Genomic DNA, 12,089 nt, shown 5'->3' on the forward strand with positions numbered 1-12,089 from the left:
GGCACCACCAAATAGCTCGGCACTGAGCACTATCGTTGCTGAATTCCGAACACTATAAGCCGTCTGAACTCTGAGTTCTGAAGACTGTTCTCTGAACACTCTGACCACCCCGCGAATCTCTCCAACTCTCCGCCTCCTCCCGTACGACAGCGCATGGCCCTCGCGGTTCACCGCCGAGGCGGCGCGCTTGCGCCCGGCACTTGGTGCGGCGGCGCAGGCGATTGAGCATGTGGGGAGCACCGCCGTGCCCGGCTTGCCCGGCAAGCGGGTGCTCGACGTGGCGATCACGGTACTGAACGACGCCGACGCCGATGCCTGCGTTGCGCCGATGCAGTCGCTTGGGTACGAGTACCGCGGTCCGTACGGCGACGATCCGCGACGGCGCTACTATGTGCGCAACGACGGCGGCGTGAGCGTGGCGCACGTGCATCTGTATGTCCTGCCAGCTGCGGCGTGGCACGCGATGTTGCAGTTTCGCGACGCGTTGCGAAACGACGCGGCGCTGAGGGCGGCCTACGCGGCGGAGAAGTATCGCGTGGCCGAAAGCGTGGGCTGGGACAAGAGTGCGTATTCACTGGCCAAGGGCCCGTTCGTGCAGCGCGTCCTTGCGAACGAGAGAGGCGAACCATGACTGATTCGATTCGTTTCGACGATGGCGCATCGTACGAGCGCTACATGGGCGTGTGGAGTCAGCTGGCCGGTGCCGATTTCCTGCGCTGGCTGGCACCGGCACCGGGACTGCGTTGGCTCGATGTGGGCTGTGGGAATGGTGCCTTTACCGAGCTGCTCACGACGCACTGTGCGCCGGCCGCGCTGCACGGCATCGATCCCTCGGTGCCGCAGCTGGAGTACGCGCGCACGCGCACAGCGTTACGCGACGCCGCGCTGCGCGAGGGTGATGCGATGGCACTGCCGTATGCCGACAGCATGTTCGACGCAGCAGTGATGCCACTGGTGATCTTCTTCGTACCCCAGCCCGCAAGGGGCGTTGCCGAGATGGCGCGCGTGGTCGCGGCTGGTGGGCTCGTCGCGGCGTACGCGTGGGACATGCACGGCGGTGGATTCCCGTACCACGTGCTGCAACGCGAAATGCGGGATCTTGGAGCGGTCCTGCCCGCGCCACCCACTCCGGAGTCGTCGCGACGCGACGTCATGCACGAACTCTGGCGCGACGCCGGACTCACCGAAGTCGAATCGCAGGAGCTCACGGTGCACCATAGCTTCTCGTCGTTCGATGACTATTGGGCAACGATTGCCGGCTGGGAGGCGGTGAGTCGGACGCTGGCCACCATGGTACCCGAGGCGATCGCGCGACTGCGGGAGCGGCTGCGCGAATGTCTGCCGGAAGATGCGCATGGGCGCATCACGTACAGTGCACGAGCCAACGCCGTGAAGGGGCGGGTGGCACGTGCATCGGTCGTGGCGACGTCGAGCACTGGTGCGCCGTGACGCCAGCGGGTGAGTATCTCCGACTCACCACGGCGACGTTGCGCGACGCGGTGCGCGACCTCTGTGCGCGTGATGCCTCGCTCTCGCGGCTGGTGGCGCAGTACGGCGAACCGCCGCTGTGGGAACGACCCGAGGGATTCGTCACGCTCGTCCGTATGATACTCGAGCAGCAAGTGTCGCTCGAATCAGCAGCCACATTGTTCACTCGGCTCGATGCCTCCGTGGCCGGTGGCATGCAGCCCGAGCCGATTCTCACGGTAGGCGTGCACGGTCTGCGCGCACTCGGCGTCACTAGGCAGAAGGCGGCCTATCTCGTGGCGCTGGCCGAGCATGTCACCGACAGTCGGCTCGACCTGCCCGCGCTTTCCACGCTTCCCGACGACGACGTGCTCGTCGCACTGCAGCGCGTACCCGGAATCGGGCCATGGACCGCGCAGGTGTACCTGCTGTTCTCGCTCGGTCGCCCCGACGCCTGGCCGCCGGGGGATCTGGCGCTACACAAGGCGCTGCAGCACATGCGCGAACTCGAGCACGTACCATCGAGCCGCGAAGCCTCGCAGATGGCCGACGCGTGGTCACCGCTGCGCGCGGTCGCCGCGCGCATTCTGTGGCACGCGTATCTCACCCAGCGCGGACGCAAGGTGCCCTGACAAAAAGCCGCATCCCCCCTACTCCGTACTTCTTACCCCGTACCCCTTACTCGCCTTTCACTCGCCTTTCATCTGCGCCGCATGTCGTGCATCGTGATGCGCCGTGAGCTCTACCCAGGAACGGAGCGTGAGTGGGCCGATGAACGGATGCGGAAAAGTCACGCCGTCGAGCACGGCTTTGTCGGCGGTGGCGAAGGCCTCGAGCAGAGCCGCTCGCGACGCCTGCAGCTGCGCGAGCGCGGCGTCGGCGTCGAGCGTGCCCGTGGGGCGCACCCGCTCCGGAGCCTCCACCTTGGTGCTGCGCTCGCGTACCCAGCCGATGGTTCGCTCGGTGAGCACGGCCGCCTGCAGCTCGTCGGCAGTGGCGGTGCGCGGCATCTCCGCGCCCTTGGCGATCATGCGTGCTACGCCCCCTTCCACGCGGGCGCAGTGCTCGATGATCTGCGCGGCCGACCAGCCGCTTTCGCCGGTCGACGCGACGCGGAGCGCCTCGGGGGTCGATTCGAACTGGGTGAGCAGGTTCGCGCGCTCGTAGTGCAGGAGCGCCAGCAGGGAGGCGACGGAGGTGGTGGGCTGGGTCATTCGGCTAAACTATCGCCGACGGCGCGCGTTCGCCGGGAATCGGGCATGAGCACGGGCGCTGTGGAGGGAGGCGTGCAGGGTGGCTTGCCCCAGCACGTGCCGATCGACATTCTGACAAGTATCCCAGTGCCTGTCTTTTAGAATGGGTCCGTCTATGCGCGTGTTATTGGCACCCCTCTTGGTCTTTGCCTCCGCCTCGCTGCAGGCGCAAAGCACCGAACAACGCTGTTCCCAGACACCGATCGACTCCACGAATCCGTCGTCGCCGGTGTATGAGGCCTGTCACGTCGATCGCCGGGCGAAGTTGCGCAGCACCGGTTTACGGCCGTCGTTCACACCCGCCGTGGAAGTGGCAAGCCCGACCTGCTATCGGGCCAGCTTCGAGTTCGTGGTGGATACCTCGGGACAACCTGAGCTGGCGACAGTGCGCAAAGTCTCGAGCACCGACCCGGAGTACGCGGGCGCTGTCGAAGCGACGATTGGCGGTTTTCGTTTCGAGGCCGCGCGTCTCGATAACACGCCAGTGCGACAGGTGACGCGCTACGAAAGCCGCATGGGCATCACCCAAGCGGTGGCGACGGGCTCGCAGGCTGGTGCGGGAAACCGGTCGCGGCGGCCGAACTGCTGACCGAGGCACGTTCCGTTGCTCCGGACTCCCCAGCGATCGCCCACGCAGACCCTGCTGCTGCTGGTCGGCACGGTCGCATTAGGATTGGCGTCGCGTCGCTATCCCGCCGTGTTTCCCGCATTCATCGCGCTCTACGCCGGCGATGTGCTGTGGGCGTCGATGGTGTTCTGGCTGCTCGCACTGCTGCGACCGCACGGGGATCGCAAAACCCTCGCGGCCCTCGCCTTCGCCATCGCGGTCGCCGTGGAAATCAGTCAGCGCTATCACGTGCCACGGCTCGATGCCCTTCGCGCCACGCGGCTTGGCGCGTTGGCACTTGGGCAAGGCTTCCTCTGGAGCGACATCGTGTGCTACCTGGTGGGCGTGGTACTCGCGGCGGTGATCGACCGCGTGCTACGGCCGCTTGACCTCCGCTCGACCGGTGCGGATGATCGCTGACGCCTGATCGGCCGTGCCTGACAGCAGCAGGCCGAGATAGCCCTTCTCGATGCGGTCGGTGATCGTGCTGGCGGTGGCCGTCATCATGCTTGGCATACCGGCCTTCGCCCCGAGGTCCCGCGCGCGCTTGCACGCTGCCTCGGCACCCGGCGTATCGCCGCCCATGTCGCGGGTGAGACTGCCGATACCGCACGAAAGCAGACTGTAGCCCTTCACCTCCGCGATATCCGTGAGCTCGGTGATCGCGCCCTTGTCTTCCACCATCAGCATCGCGATCACCGTGCCGCTGGGATTCGCCGGCGACCACACCTTGGCGCCGGCTTCGGTGAAGAAAGCGGCCGCCGTACGCGCTTCCGCCGCGCTGCGCACATGCGGTATGACCACGCCATCGGCGCCAAGACCGAGCACTTCCTTGACCCGGGCCCGCGTGAGTTCGACGCCCGCGTCTTCGATGGTCGGAATGCGCACGAGCAGCGTGGGGCGTGTGGCCGCGCTGCTCAGCCTGATACCACTCACCATCGCTCGCACGGCAGCCGCGTCGTACGCGCCTTCGAGATTGAGGAAGAGGTAGTCGAGCAGCGGATTCGCGGCGAGGGCCTTCGCGCCGTTCTCCGTGTACAACGGCGGCAGTCGCTTGCCGCTGGCGTCGACGGCGCCGGGTGTACGCTCACTGGGCACGAACATGCCGAAGGCGGCCGCGCCTGCCTTCCACAGCGGCAACGCCGCGCCCGACGAACGCGACGAGCGCGAAGCGTTCGATGCGCTCGCGCAACCGACGGCGAACGTGACCACGAATGGAAGTGCAACGAGCCAGCCGGTACGACGCATATGCCGTTCTCCTGAGCGTGAGCGCGCCCTTCAGCGCCTGACCTGCGGTGCGAAGCAGATATCATACCGCACGGCTGACTCACGCGCTTGACGCACACAAAACGCGCCGGGCGTGTAGCCCGACGCGTTTCCGTGTCGTCCACGGAGATTCGTAACGACCTGTGGTCGTGATGGCACCTGCAGCCATCTGAGTCCGTGTCGGCACCCGATTGAGCGGGGATTGATTCCCGGCCAACGGTCTGTCCCACACTGTGGTGGGATTCAAGCAGCGGGTCGATGCGCGCGGTGCCATCTCGCTTTGCCTGTGTCACCTCAATGGAATCGGGATCGATCCCCGACCCGCCGAAGCATCGTGGAGGCATCGCCCTCACTCTGCGAGAGAACAATGCAACCGCTCCGTGCATCGCGCTATCGGGCATTACCTTACATGCCAGGCATCGTGCGCCGGTGTTCACGCGGCGCGCCAACCCCTCACGCTAAGCGCCGGAATGCCATCCGAATCGCCCCACCGTACCATCGCCGAGGATCAGCAGGACATGCGGGTCGCGTACGTCGGCGGCATGCTCATCCATCCCGTTGCCGTGCTGATCGCGATGGCGACGACGGTCGGTTCGTGGGTATTTCTGGTATGCGGTGCGGCGCTGGCGCTGGCGGCATCTGCGCTGGTCGCTACGATGTCGTTTCCGTGGCTGGGCGCGTTTACCGGCGCGGGAATTGGAGCCGCGTTCGCGACCCTGCTCTTCGTGAACGCCCGTCGCCCGTCGGTGGCGTGAGCCTGCTGCACGCGTGATCCGATTCACCCCGCCGGCAGACGTCGGCGATATCCCCGCACGATTCCCGAGCCCCTTCGATCGGGCCGCGATCCATCCGCTGGCGCGGCGCGCGGCCATGGAGACCATGCAACTGCTCCAATCGCCCGCAATGGCCCCGTGGAGGCTCGATCAGCCCGGCAACGGGAAAATGTTCGGGGTGCTGGCCGTGGCCGCTCCTGATGGCACGCCAGGCTATTTGCGCGGCTTCTCCGGCATGGTCGCGGGCCAGTGGGCGATCGAGGGTTGGGCGCCGCCCGCGTACGACGTGGCGGCGCGCGATGTGGTCTGGATTCCCGGTGAAGCGGAACTGTACGACCTCGGCGCCGACGACGAGGCGCGTACCGCGCGCTCACGCCAACTACTGCCGGCCATTCAGGAGACGTATCGCTTCACCAACGCGTTGGGCGAGGTGCGTGCGCTGCGCGAGCTGTTCGCGCCGAAGGAGCCACCGGGCGGGGCCGGTGATTGCGCGGCCCCGAAGCTGCTCGCACAGGCGTATGCGCAGGGATTGCGGCCACTGGCGCTAGCCGAGTTCTGGTGGGGCGCGCCGCCGCGCACGGGGGATCGTCGTGCCGGATCGTTCTATCCGGCATGTCAGGGGAAGTGTCCCCCCATTCTGGAGCACATGCTGCGTGGCCTGCCGGCCGATTCGCCGCCGCTGTTCGGCGCTGCAGCGATCGCCGAGTCAGAGCCAGCCGTTGTATACGAAGACGACTATCTCGTCATCGTCGACAAGCCGTGCGGGTTGCTGTCGGTGCCGGGGCGCAGCGGGTTGCTGCGCGATTCGGTGTCCACGCGGCTGCGCGCGCGCTACCCTGACGCCACGGGGCAACTGGTCGTACATCGTCTCGATCTCGATACGTCAGGGCTCCTCCTCGCAGCGAAGGACACCTCGACTTTCTCGGCGTTGCAACGTCTCTTCTCGCTCCGCGAAATCACCAAGCGTTATGTCGCATGGGTGGATGGCGAGATCGCCGGTAACGACGGCGTGATCGACTTCCCGATGGGCATGGATATCGACGACCGGCCACGACAGATCCACGATCCCGTGCACGGAAAGGCCGCGGTGACCGGGTGGCACGTACTCGCGCGCGCCAGCGGACGCACCAAGGTGGCGTTCGCACCGCACACGGGACGCACGCATCAGTTGCGCGTGCACGCGTCGAACCCGATCGGCCTCGACGCACCGATCGTCGGCGACCGTCTCTACGGCCGCGTCGCGCCGGAGTACGGCGAGCGGTTGCTCTTGCACGCCGAGTCGTTGAGCTTCACGCACCCGACTACCGGTGAGCGGCTGGTGGTGGAGCGGCCGGCTCCGTTCTGAACCGGCCGTTTGCCTGTTACCGCGGCAGCGACTGTTCGATGTCGGCCGCGATGTAGGCCATCACCGCCATCACCGCCACACAGCGCTGCACTTCAGCGCGGTCGAGTTTGTCGGGCGTGTCGGCGTCGGTGTGGTGGAACCAGAAGTAGCGCGACCCGTCTACGTTCAGTCCCATGCCCGGTACGCCGGTGGCCATGATCGGACCGATGTCGGCACCGCCGCCCGCTGCTTCGATTTTTCCGGCGTTGATCGGGTTGAGCAGCGTGGCAATGGATTGTATAATTGCGCGCGCCGCCGGAGCGCCGGTGAAGCCGAAGCCAAGTGGTGAAAACACGCCGCCGTCGGATTCGATGGCCAGCTGGTGCGTCTCCTGATGGTGCGCATCACGATAGGCATTGCCACCGCGCATGCCGTTTTCTTCGTTGGTCCAGCCCACTGCGCGGATTGTGCGGCGTGGCGTGAGGCCCAGCTTCTTGAGCAGGCGAATGGCTTCCCAGGCGATCACGACACCGCCGGCGTCGTCCATCGCTCCCTGGCCCACGTCCCATGAATCGATGTGGCCGCCCATCACCACGATCTCCTCAGGCTTCTCGCGGCCTCGCAACTCACCCATCACGTTGTGGCTCTGTGCGTCGGGCAACATCTTCGCGCTCATGGTCAGCGTCACGCGGACCTTCTCGCCGCGATTGATCATGCGACGGATCATCATCGCGTCTTCCGACGTCACGCTGGCGTGCGGAATCTTCTTCACGGTGGAGTCGTAGCTCATGCTGCCGGTGTGCGGCGTGCGCATGCTGTACGGTCCTGCGGAACGGGCCAGCGAGGCTACGGCACCGGCCTTGGCGGCGGCGATGGCACCGAGTCGGCGAAACGACCCGTTGTACCCGTAGTCACGCCACTCCGCGTCGTACAGCACGATCTTGCCCTTTGCTTCACCGGCGCGCTGCGTGAGCTCCTCGAAGCTCGCGACCACCATCACTTCGGCCGTGATGCCACCGGCCGGTGTGGCGATGCTGCCGCCGAGTCCGAGCATCGGCAGCAGCTGCCGACGCGGCGCGACGAGCTCCAGCGACTCGGCGCCGCGCACCCAATGCGGCACCATCACCTTCTCGCGCTTCACGTTCGCGAGACCGTCCTTCTCCATTGTGGCTGCGGTCCAGACGATGGCGTCTTCGAGTGCCTTGGATCCCGACAGTCGATGCCCGAACCGGTCGGTGAGCTCAGCGATCCGGTTCCAGGCACCGGCCGAGTCGGCCTGCGCGGCCGCAATGATGCGGTTGGCGACCTCCGCGTATTTGGCGGGGATGGCCTCGGGCGCTTGGGCGGAGGCGGACGAGGCAATCGCGGTCAACGCGAGCGCGGCGAACAAGGCGGAGCGAACCATCGGCATGTCCACGGTCGGGGAGGTGGGAAGGGGATCTCGGCAATCTCGGTGCGCCGCGGCGTTTCGTCCAATCCCCAACGCACGGTGCGATCAAGACGCTATTGTTCCTGAGGCCATCCTCGCTGCTCCTCGACCCGTCGACGCGTGAACGCTGCATTGCTCATCATTGACGTTCAGCAGGGCCTCTGCGAAGGGGACCATGCTGCGTACGCGTGTACCGACGTGATCACCAGGATCAACGTGGTGTCGGCCAAGGCGCGTGCGGCCGGCCGGCCGGTGATCTTCATTCAGCACGAGTCGACGGGCGGCTATCTGGAGTTCGAGACGAGGGAGTGGCAGCTGGCGCAGGGTCTGGAGGTCGTGCCGGGTGACGTGCGGGTTCGCAAGTCGACGCCTGATGCGTTTCTGCTCACGGAGCTCGAAGCACTGCTGCAAGCGCGCGAGATCGGCGAGCTGATCGTGTGTGGCATGCACTCGGAGTTCTGTGTGGACACCACGACGCGTCGGGCGCTCGCGCTGGGCTACCCGGTGGTGCTGATCGAGGATGGACATACCAGTGAAGGCAACGCGTTTGTCTCGGCGCCGCAGGTGATCGCGCACCACAACGTCACACTGGCCGCCATCACGAGCTTCGGCCCGCGTGTGCGCACCGTGACCGCGGCTGCGCTGCAGTTCGAGACGCCGTGACGCAGCTTTATTCACTCGAGACTTTATCATGCTGATTGAACAGATCATCGCACGGCGCACGAGTGGCCGCGTCACCTGCGTGCTGGTGCCACAACCGCAGTGGGCGAAGTCACGCCTTCTTGCCGATCAGGCGGTCGAGAGTGTGGGCCTACGCGCTCTTGGTGAGGGCTGGCTGGAAGTGAGCGAGAGTGACGCGCTGCGCATTGCCGCCGGCGTACTCGGTCGGGATCTTGGCAGCAATGCGGTGATCGTCCCCGCCGCGGAGGCCGACGGGTTGGTGAACGAGTTGCTGGCGATGGTGCCGGAGCCGTTCACCTGCTACACGAATGGCGACTGGGCCGACGTGTTCGGCGAGGACGCGCAGCAGCAGGACGGATTCAGCTTCGATCCGCTCACGGATTCCGCGCTCGACGCCGGCATCGTGTGCGTGGGCGACGGTATGACGGCTGTGCTGTGGGTCGAGGACGAGGACTGAGCGGGATGGTTCGTGACGGCGTTGTCGCGCTTTGGACGGCGTGGTGCTTGGCCGATATCGCTGGTTCGCGCGAAGCTCGCGGAGAACGCGAAGGGTCGCGAAGAACAGCAGAAAACAATTGTTCTTTTCTTCGCGTGCCTCCGCGTTCTTCGCGGAGTTCGCGCGAACCTACGGACTCTCGGTGACCACGGGGCTCATTGTACGCGCCGGTGTCGGCGAATTGAGTGCGTTGACCACGCGAGCGCTGCTCGTCGTCTGCCTGATGGTTTTGGTCGCCTGCTCGGTCGACGCGCGCGCACCGGCGTCGAAGACGGTGCCCAGGGCCATACCGGGACCATCGGCCACACCGATGCGTAGCCCTGACACGTATCGCGTGCGCTTCGAGACCAACAAGGGACCGTTTGCGATCGAGGTCGCACGCGCCCTTGCTCCCCTCGGCGCCGACCGGTTCTACGAGTTGGTCACGATCGGCTACTACGAGGGCAATCGGTTCTTTCGCATGGTGCCGGGGTTCGTAGTGCAGTTCGGGATCCATGGTGATCCGGCGGTGAACGCGAAGTGGGCGCAGTCGGCGATGCCCGATGAGCCGATGCGGCAAAGCAACACGCGAGGAACGGTGGCGTTCACGACGGCCGACGCGAACAGCCGCACGGTGCAGCTGTATGTCAACATGGCCGACAACGCGGCCAAGCTCGATCGGCAACGTGTGTTTGCGCCGATTGGTGTGGTGGTGGAGGGCATGGATGTGCTCGCGCGCCTGAACTTCGAATATGGTGAAGATCCCGTGCAGTCGCGCATCATGTCGCGTGGTTCCAGGTATCTCGACCGGTGGTTTCCGGCGCTCGACTCGATCGTGTCGGCGACGGTCGTTGCTCCGCTTTCGGCGCGAGCACCGTGACTCCGCTATTCATTCCGTATGAAGCCTTTCGAACGTCTCGGTAACGCCCGCACCCCCAACGGCTCGCTCCTCGAGCTGTTCCGGCATGACGGTTCGTACCTCATTCGCGCCAACGGCATCGAGCTGATGTCGCAGCGTCGTCATCTCTCCGAAGACCGGCTGGCAGAAGTCGCCTGTGTCGGGCTCAAGGACAAGCCGCAGGTGCGCGTCCTGATAGGCGGTCTCGGGCTGGGCTTCACGTTGCGTGCGGCGCTCAAGGAAGTGGCCGACGACGCCGAGGTGGTCGTGGCGGAGTTTCTGGCCGAGGTGATCGAGTGGAACTCGAATCCCGAATACGGCATCTCGGTGGAGACCCTCGAGGATCCGCGGGTCCGTGTGGTACACGACGACATCGTGAACGTGTTGCGCGATCATGCCGGCCAGTTCGACGCGATCATGCTGGATACCGACAACGGTCCCGACGGTATGATCATGTCGGAGAACGCGCGGCTCTATGCGCAGCGCGGCATCGCAACGACGGTGGCGGCCTTACGCCCACCGGGTGTCATCGCCTACTGGTCGGTGGGTGATGATCCGGCATTCGCCCACGCGCTGCGCGGCAGCGGACTGCTGGTGGAAACGCTGCGCGTGCGCGCCCACGACACCAAGGGGCCGATGCATACGCTGTATGTGGCGAAGCCACGGCCGCCGCGACGTTGAGCGTCGACGTCCCACCGCGGCGGCGCCTGGGTACTACGCCGGTTCATCACGCACAGACTGCCAAGCGCGGCGCACACGCAACGGGTCGATCCAGCGCTCGATGTATGCGCGATCGAGTGTCTCGTCAGCGATAGCGAGGAGGCGGCGCACATCTCTAAGTTGGCGTGTGGACCCGCCGATCGTCGCCCACTCGAGCTTCGACAGAATGACATCCTCGAGCGTCGCCACCGCCACGCGCTGCCCGAGCAGTTCCGTCGATAGCCGACGGCGAAACTCCTCGTCGCTGAAGGGGCGATCCTTGCGCACAATCAAGTCGGCCTTCCACCCCGTCGCAGGATCGATGGCGTTGAACATCGTGCGATGGGACAGCGCCTCGCGCGCCGCCTCGTCGGAGACGCAGAGTCCGGCGGCTTCCAGGCGCGTCACGAGATCCAGCAATTGCGCGAGCGTCGGGTCGATCACGGCGTCCATGTCCATCGTGGCCCGCGCCGCCCCGTGTTACGCTGCGGCGACCGACCCAGTGATCATGTAGGGCGTGCCAGACGCGCTCAACGACGTCGCCAGCAATCGGAGCAGCGCATCGAGTGTCACGGCGACGGGAGCGGACCCGAGCGGGCCGAGGGTACCATGGACTCGCCGGTGATCATCGCCACCAACTCCAGTGTCGTGCGCTCAGGGAATCGCGCGCGCAGCGTGGCGAGGCTGATGGCGCGCACGGACTCGCTGAGTGCGATCGCCGCGTCCACGCGTTGGGCGGGAGATTGCTGCCGGATCGCGCGACGCACGAGGGCGGCCGCTTTGGGAGTGGTGTCGCCGATCATCTCTCGAATGTATCACGTCAGCGCCGGCAGGCTCCTCCACCCACAAATCCCCGCGGCGTGCCGAAGCAGCACCGCGGGGGATTTGAGTGTTCCACAAACCGGAAAATCAGTCGCCAAAGACCGCGGCGTCCTTGTGGGGCTGCTCGCTACCGTAGCTCACGGAGGCCGGCGGCGCGTCGGCGCCAAGGCGCGTGGCCAGGGCGAAACCACCGAAGCCCAGGAAGCACACAGCGATCGTCAGGATCGCGCGATTGATAACCTTCATTGCGTGCGCCTCATGGGCGTCGTCGCAGAGATCGTTCCACATAGGTCAGGTGCTGGGTAAAGCGTTGGGGAGAATACGTGCTTACTAGTATCCAGTATCGACAGGCGCCACGGGAAACGGCAGTGCCGCCGCTGGCACGAACTGTGACA

Annotated in this window: 17 protein-coding genes; 11 read left to right on the top strand and 6 right to left on the bottom strand. The window is 65.8% G+C overall.

Annotated elements, in window-relative coordinates:
• Positions 1 to 115: 115 nt before the first annotated feature.
• From ACESNG_RS00885 to ACESNG_RS00895, 3 genes are read left to right on the top strand one after another with little or no spacing between them, the layout of a single operon-like run.
• Positions 116 to 631 (top strand): GrpB family protein, encoded by a 516-nt coding sequence (locus tag ACESNG_RS00885; RefSeq protein WP_373067342.1) that lies wholly within the window; start codon positions 116 to 118, stop codon positions 629 to 631.
• Positions 628 to 1,449 (top strand): class I SAM-dependent methyltransferase, encoded by an 822-nt coding sequence (locus tag ACESNG_RS00890; protein ID WP_373067330.1) that lies wholly within the window; start codon positions 628 to 630, stop codon positions 1,447 to 1,449. The genes ACESNG_RS00885 and ACESNG_RS00890 overlap by 4 nt, the downstream gene beginning before the upstream one ends.
• Positions 1,446 to 2,099, top strand: coding sequence for a DNA-3-methyladenine glycosylase (locus ACESNG_RS00895; protein ID WP_373059399.1), 654 nt, complete (start codon positions 1,446 to 1,448; stop codon positions 2,097 to 2,099). Before ACESNG_RS00890 ends, ACESNG_RS00895 begins: the two co-directional genes overlap by 4 nt.
• Positions 2,100 to 2,156: 57 nt before the next feature.
• On the opposite strand, the gene ACESNG_RS00900 is transcribed toward ACESNG_RS00895, so the two are convergent.
• The gene (locus tag ACESNG_RS00900; protein ID WP_373067333.1) at positions 2,157 to 2,681 is read right to left on the bottom strand and encodes a DinB family protein; all 525 of its coding nucleotides are present in this window, start codon (positions 2,679 to 2,681) and stop codon (positions 2,157 to 2,159) included.
• Between the two features lie 154 nt (positions 2,682 to 2,835).
• Here ACESNG_RS00900 and ACESNG_RS00905 point away from each other — a divergent pair, with 154 nt between their 5' ends.
• Positions 2,836 to 3,309 carry a hypothetical protein gene (locus tag ACESNG_RS00905; protein ID WP_373067335.1) on the top strand — a complete coding sequence of 158 codons (474 nt, stop codon included), beginning with the start codon at positions 2,836 to 2,838 and terminating at the stop codon, positions 3,307 to 3,309.
• Between the two features lie 15 nt (positions 3,310 to 3,324).
• Positions 3,325 to 3,747 carry a DUF2809 domain-containing protein gene (locus tag ACESNG_RS00910; RefSeq protein ID WP_373059393.1) on the top strand — a complete coding sequence of 141 codons (423 nt, stop codon included), beginning with the start codon at positions 3,325 to 3,327 and terminating at the stop codon, positions 3,745 to 3,747.
• Here ACESNG_RS00910 and ACESNG_RS00915 read toward each other — a convergent pair.
• Positions 3,703 to 4,575: an aldolase/citrate lyase family protein gene (locus ACESNG_RS00915; protein WP_373059391.1), complete on the bottom strand. Its 873-nt coding sequence runs from the start codon at positions 4,573 to 4,575 to the stop codon at positions 3,703 to 3,705. The genes ACESNG_RS00910 and ACESNG_RS00915 overlap by 45 nt on opposite strands.
• A gap of 488 nt (positions 4,576 to 5,063) precedes the next feature.
• Between ACESNG_RS00915 and ACESNG_RS00920 the strand changes: the two genes are divergently transcribed.
• Both ACESNG_RS00920 and ACESNG_RS00925 read left to right on the top strand, forming a co-directional pair.
• Positions 5,064 to 5,348: a hypothetical protein gene (locus ACESNG_RS00920; RefSeq protein ID WP_373059389.1), complete on the top strand. Its 285-nt coding sequence runs from the start codon at positions 5,064 to 5,066 to the stop codon at positions 5,346 to 5,348.
• A gap of 13 nt (positions 5,349 to 5,361) precedes the next feature.
• Complete coding sequence (locus ACESNG_RS00925; protein WP_373059387.1) at positions 5,362 to 6,711, top strand: RluA family pseudouridine synthase; 1,350 nt, start codon at positions 5,362 to 5,364, stop codon at positions 6,709 to 6,711.
• A gap of 16 nt (positions 6,712 to 6,727) precedes the next feature.
• Here the strand turns inward: ACESNG_RS00925 and ACESNG_RS00930 are convergent, their stop codons facing one another.
• Positions 6,728 to 8,101, bottom strand: coding sequence for a M20/M25/M40 family metallo-hydrolase (locus tag ACESNG_RS00930; RefSeq protein WP_373059385.1), 1,374 nt, complete (start codon positions 8,099 to 8,101; stop codon positions 6,728 to 6,730).
• 138 nt (positions 8,102 to 8,239) lie between these two features.
• Here ACESNG_RS00930 and ACESNG_RS00935 point away from each other — a divergent pair, with 138 nt between their 5' ends.
• The 4 genes from ACESNG_RS00935 (at position 8,240) to ACESNG_RS00950 (ending at position 10,854) form a co-directional block, all read left to right on the top strand.
• The gene (locus ACESNG_RS00935) at positions 8,240 to 8,782 is read left to right on the top strand and encodes a cysteine hydrolase family protein (RefSeq protein WP_373067338.1); all 543 of its coding nucleotides are present in this window, start codon (positions 8,240 to 8,242) and stop codon (positions 8,780 to 8,782) included.
• 28 nt (positions 8,783 to 8,810) lie between these two features.
• Positions 8,811 to 9,257 carry a hypothetical protein gene (locus ACESNG_RS00940; RefSeq protein WP_373059381.1) on the top strand — a complete coding sequence of 149 codons (447 nt, stop codon included), beginning with the start codon at positions 8,811 to 8,813 and terminating at the stop codon, positions 9,255 to 9,257.
• A gap of 181 nt (positions 9,258 to 9,438) precedes the next feature.
• A complete protein-coding gene (locus ACESNG_RS00945; RefSeq protein ID WP_373059379.1) occupies positions 9,439 to 10,155 on the top strand; it encodes a peptidylprolyl isomerase in 717 nt (238 codons plus the stop codon).
• A gap of 18 nt (positions 10,156 to 10,173) precedes the next feature.
• The gene (locus tag ACESNG_RS00950; protein WP_373059377.1) at positions 10,174 to 10,854 is read left to right on the top strand and encodes a spermidine synthase; all 681 of its coding nucleotides are present in this window, start codon (positions 10,174 to 10,176) and stop codon (positions 10,852 to 10,854) included.
• A 33-nt stretch (positions 10,855 to 10,887) separates the two neighbouring features.
• On the opposite strand, the gene ACESNG_RS00955 is transcribed toward ACESNG_RS00950, so the two are convergent.
• The 3 genes from ACESNG_RS00955 to ACESNG_RS00965 form a co-directional block, all read right to left on the bottom strand.
• Positions 10,888 to 11,316 (bottom strand): hypothetical protein, encoded by a 429-nt coding sequence (locus tag ACESNG_RS00955; protein ID WP_373067340.1) that lies wholly within the window; start codon positions 11,314 to 11,316, stop codon positions 10,888 to 10,890.
• Positions 11,317 to 11,441: 125 nt separating this feature from the next.
• Positions 11,442 to 11,675, bottom strand: coding sequence for a hypothetical protein (locus ACESNG_RS00960; protein ID WP_373059373.1), 234 nt, complete (start codon positions 11,673 to 11,675; stop codon positions 11,442 to 11,444).
• Positions 11,676 to 11,781: 106 nt separating this feature from the next.
• Positions 11,782 to 11,940, bottom strand: a complete 159-nt coding sequence (locus ACESNG_RS00965; protein ID WP_373059371.1) for a hypothetical protein — start codon at positions 11,938 to 11,940, stop codon at positions 11,782 to 11,784.
• Positions 11,941 to 12,089 lie beyond the last annotated feature (149 nt).

Source organism: Gemmatimonas sp. (assembly GCF_041689975.1).
In the GTDB taxonomy this organism is placed as follows: Bacteria; Gemmatimonadota; Gemmatimonadetes; order Gemmatimonadales; family Gemmatimonadaceae; genus Gemmatimonas.

Bases quoted from the DNA above. Each gene is read 5' to 3' on its own strand.
- ACESNG_RS00920 (WP_373059389.1), top strand. From the start codon at position 5,064: ATGCCATCCGAATCGCCCCACCGTACCATCGCCGAGGATCAGCAGGAC.
- ACESNG_RS00915 (WP_373059391.1), bottom strand. From the start codon at position 4,575: ATGCGTCGTACCGGCTGGCTCGTTGCACTTCCATTCGTGGTCACGTTC.
- ACESNG_RS00940 (WP_373059381.1), top strand. From the start codon at position 8,811: ATGCTGATTGAACAGATCATCGCACGGCGCACGAGTGGCCGCGTCACC.
- ACESNG_RS00965 (WP_373059371.1), bottom strand. From the start codon at position 11,940: ATGAAGGTTATCAATCGCGCGATCCTGACGATCGCTGTGTGCTTCCTG.
- ACESNG_RS00930 (WP_373059385.1), bottom strand. From the start codon at position 8,101: ATGCCGATGGTTCGCTCCGCCTTGTTCGCCGCGCTCGCGTTGACCGCG.
- ACESNG_RS00960 (WP_373059373.1), bottom strand. From the start codon at position 11,675: ATGATCGGCGACACCACTCCCAAAGCGGCCGCCCTCGTGCGTCGCGCG.
- ACESNG_RS00900 (WP_373067333.1), bottom strand. From the start codon at position 2,681: ATGACCCAGCCCACCACCTCCGTCGCCTCCCTGCTGGCGCTCCTGCAC.
- ACESNG_RS00950 (WP_373059377.1), top strand. From the start codon at position 10,174: ATGAAGCCTTTCGAACGTCTCGGTAACGCCCGCACCCCCAACGGCTCG.
- ACESNG_RS00905 (WP_373067335.1), top strand. From the start codon at position 2,836: ATGCGCGTGTTATTGGCACCCCTCTTGGTCTTTGCCTCCGCCTCGCTG.
- ACESNG_RS00890 (WP_373067330.1), top strand. From the start codon at position 628: ATGACTGATTCGATTCGTTTCGACGATGGCGCATCGTACGAGCGCTAC.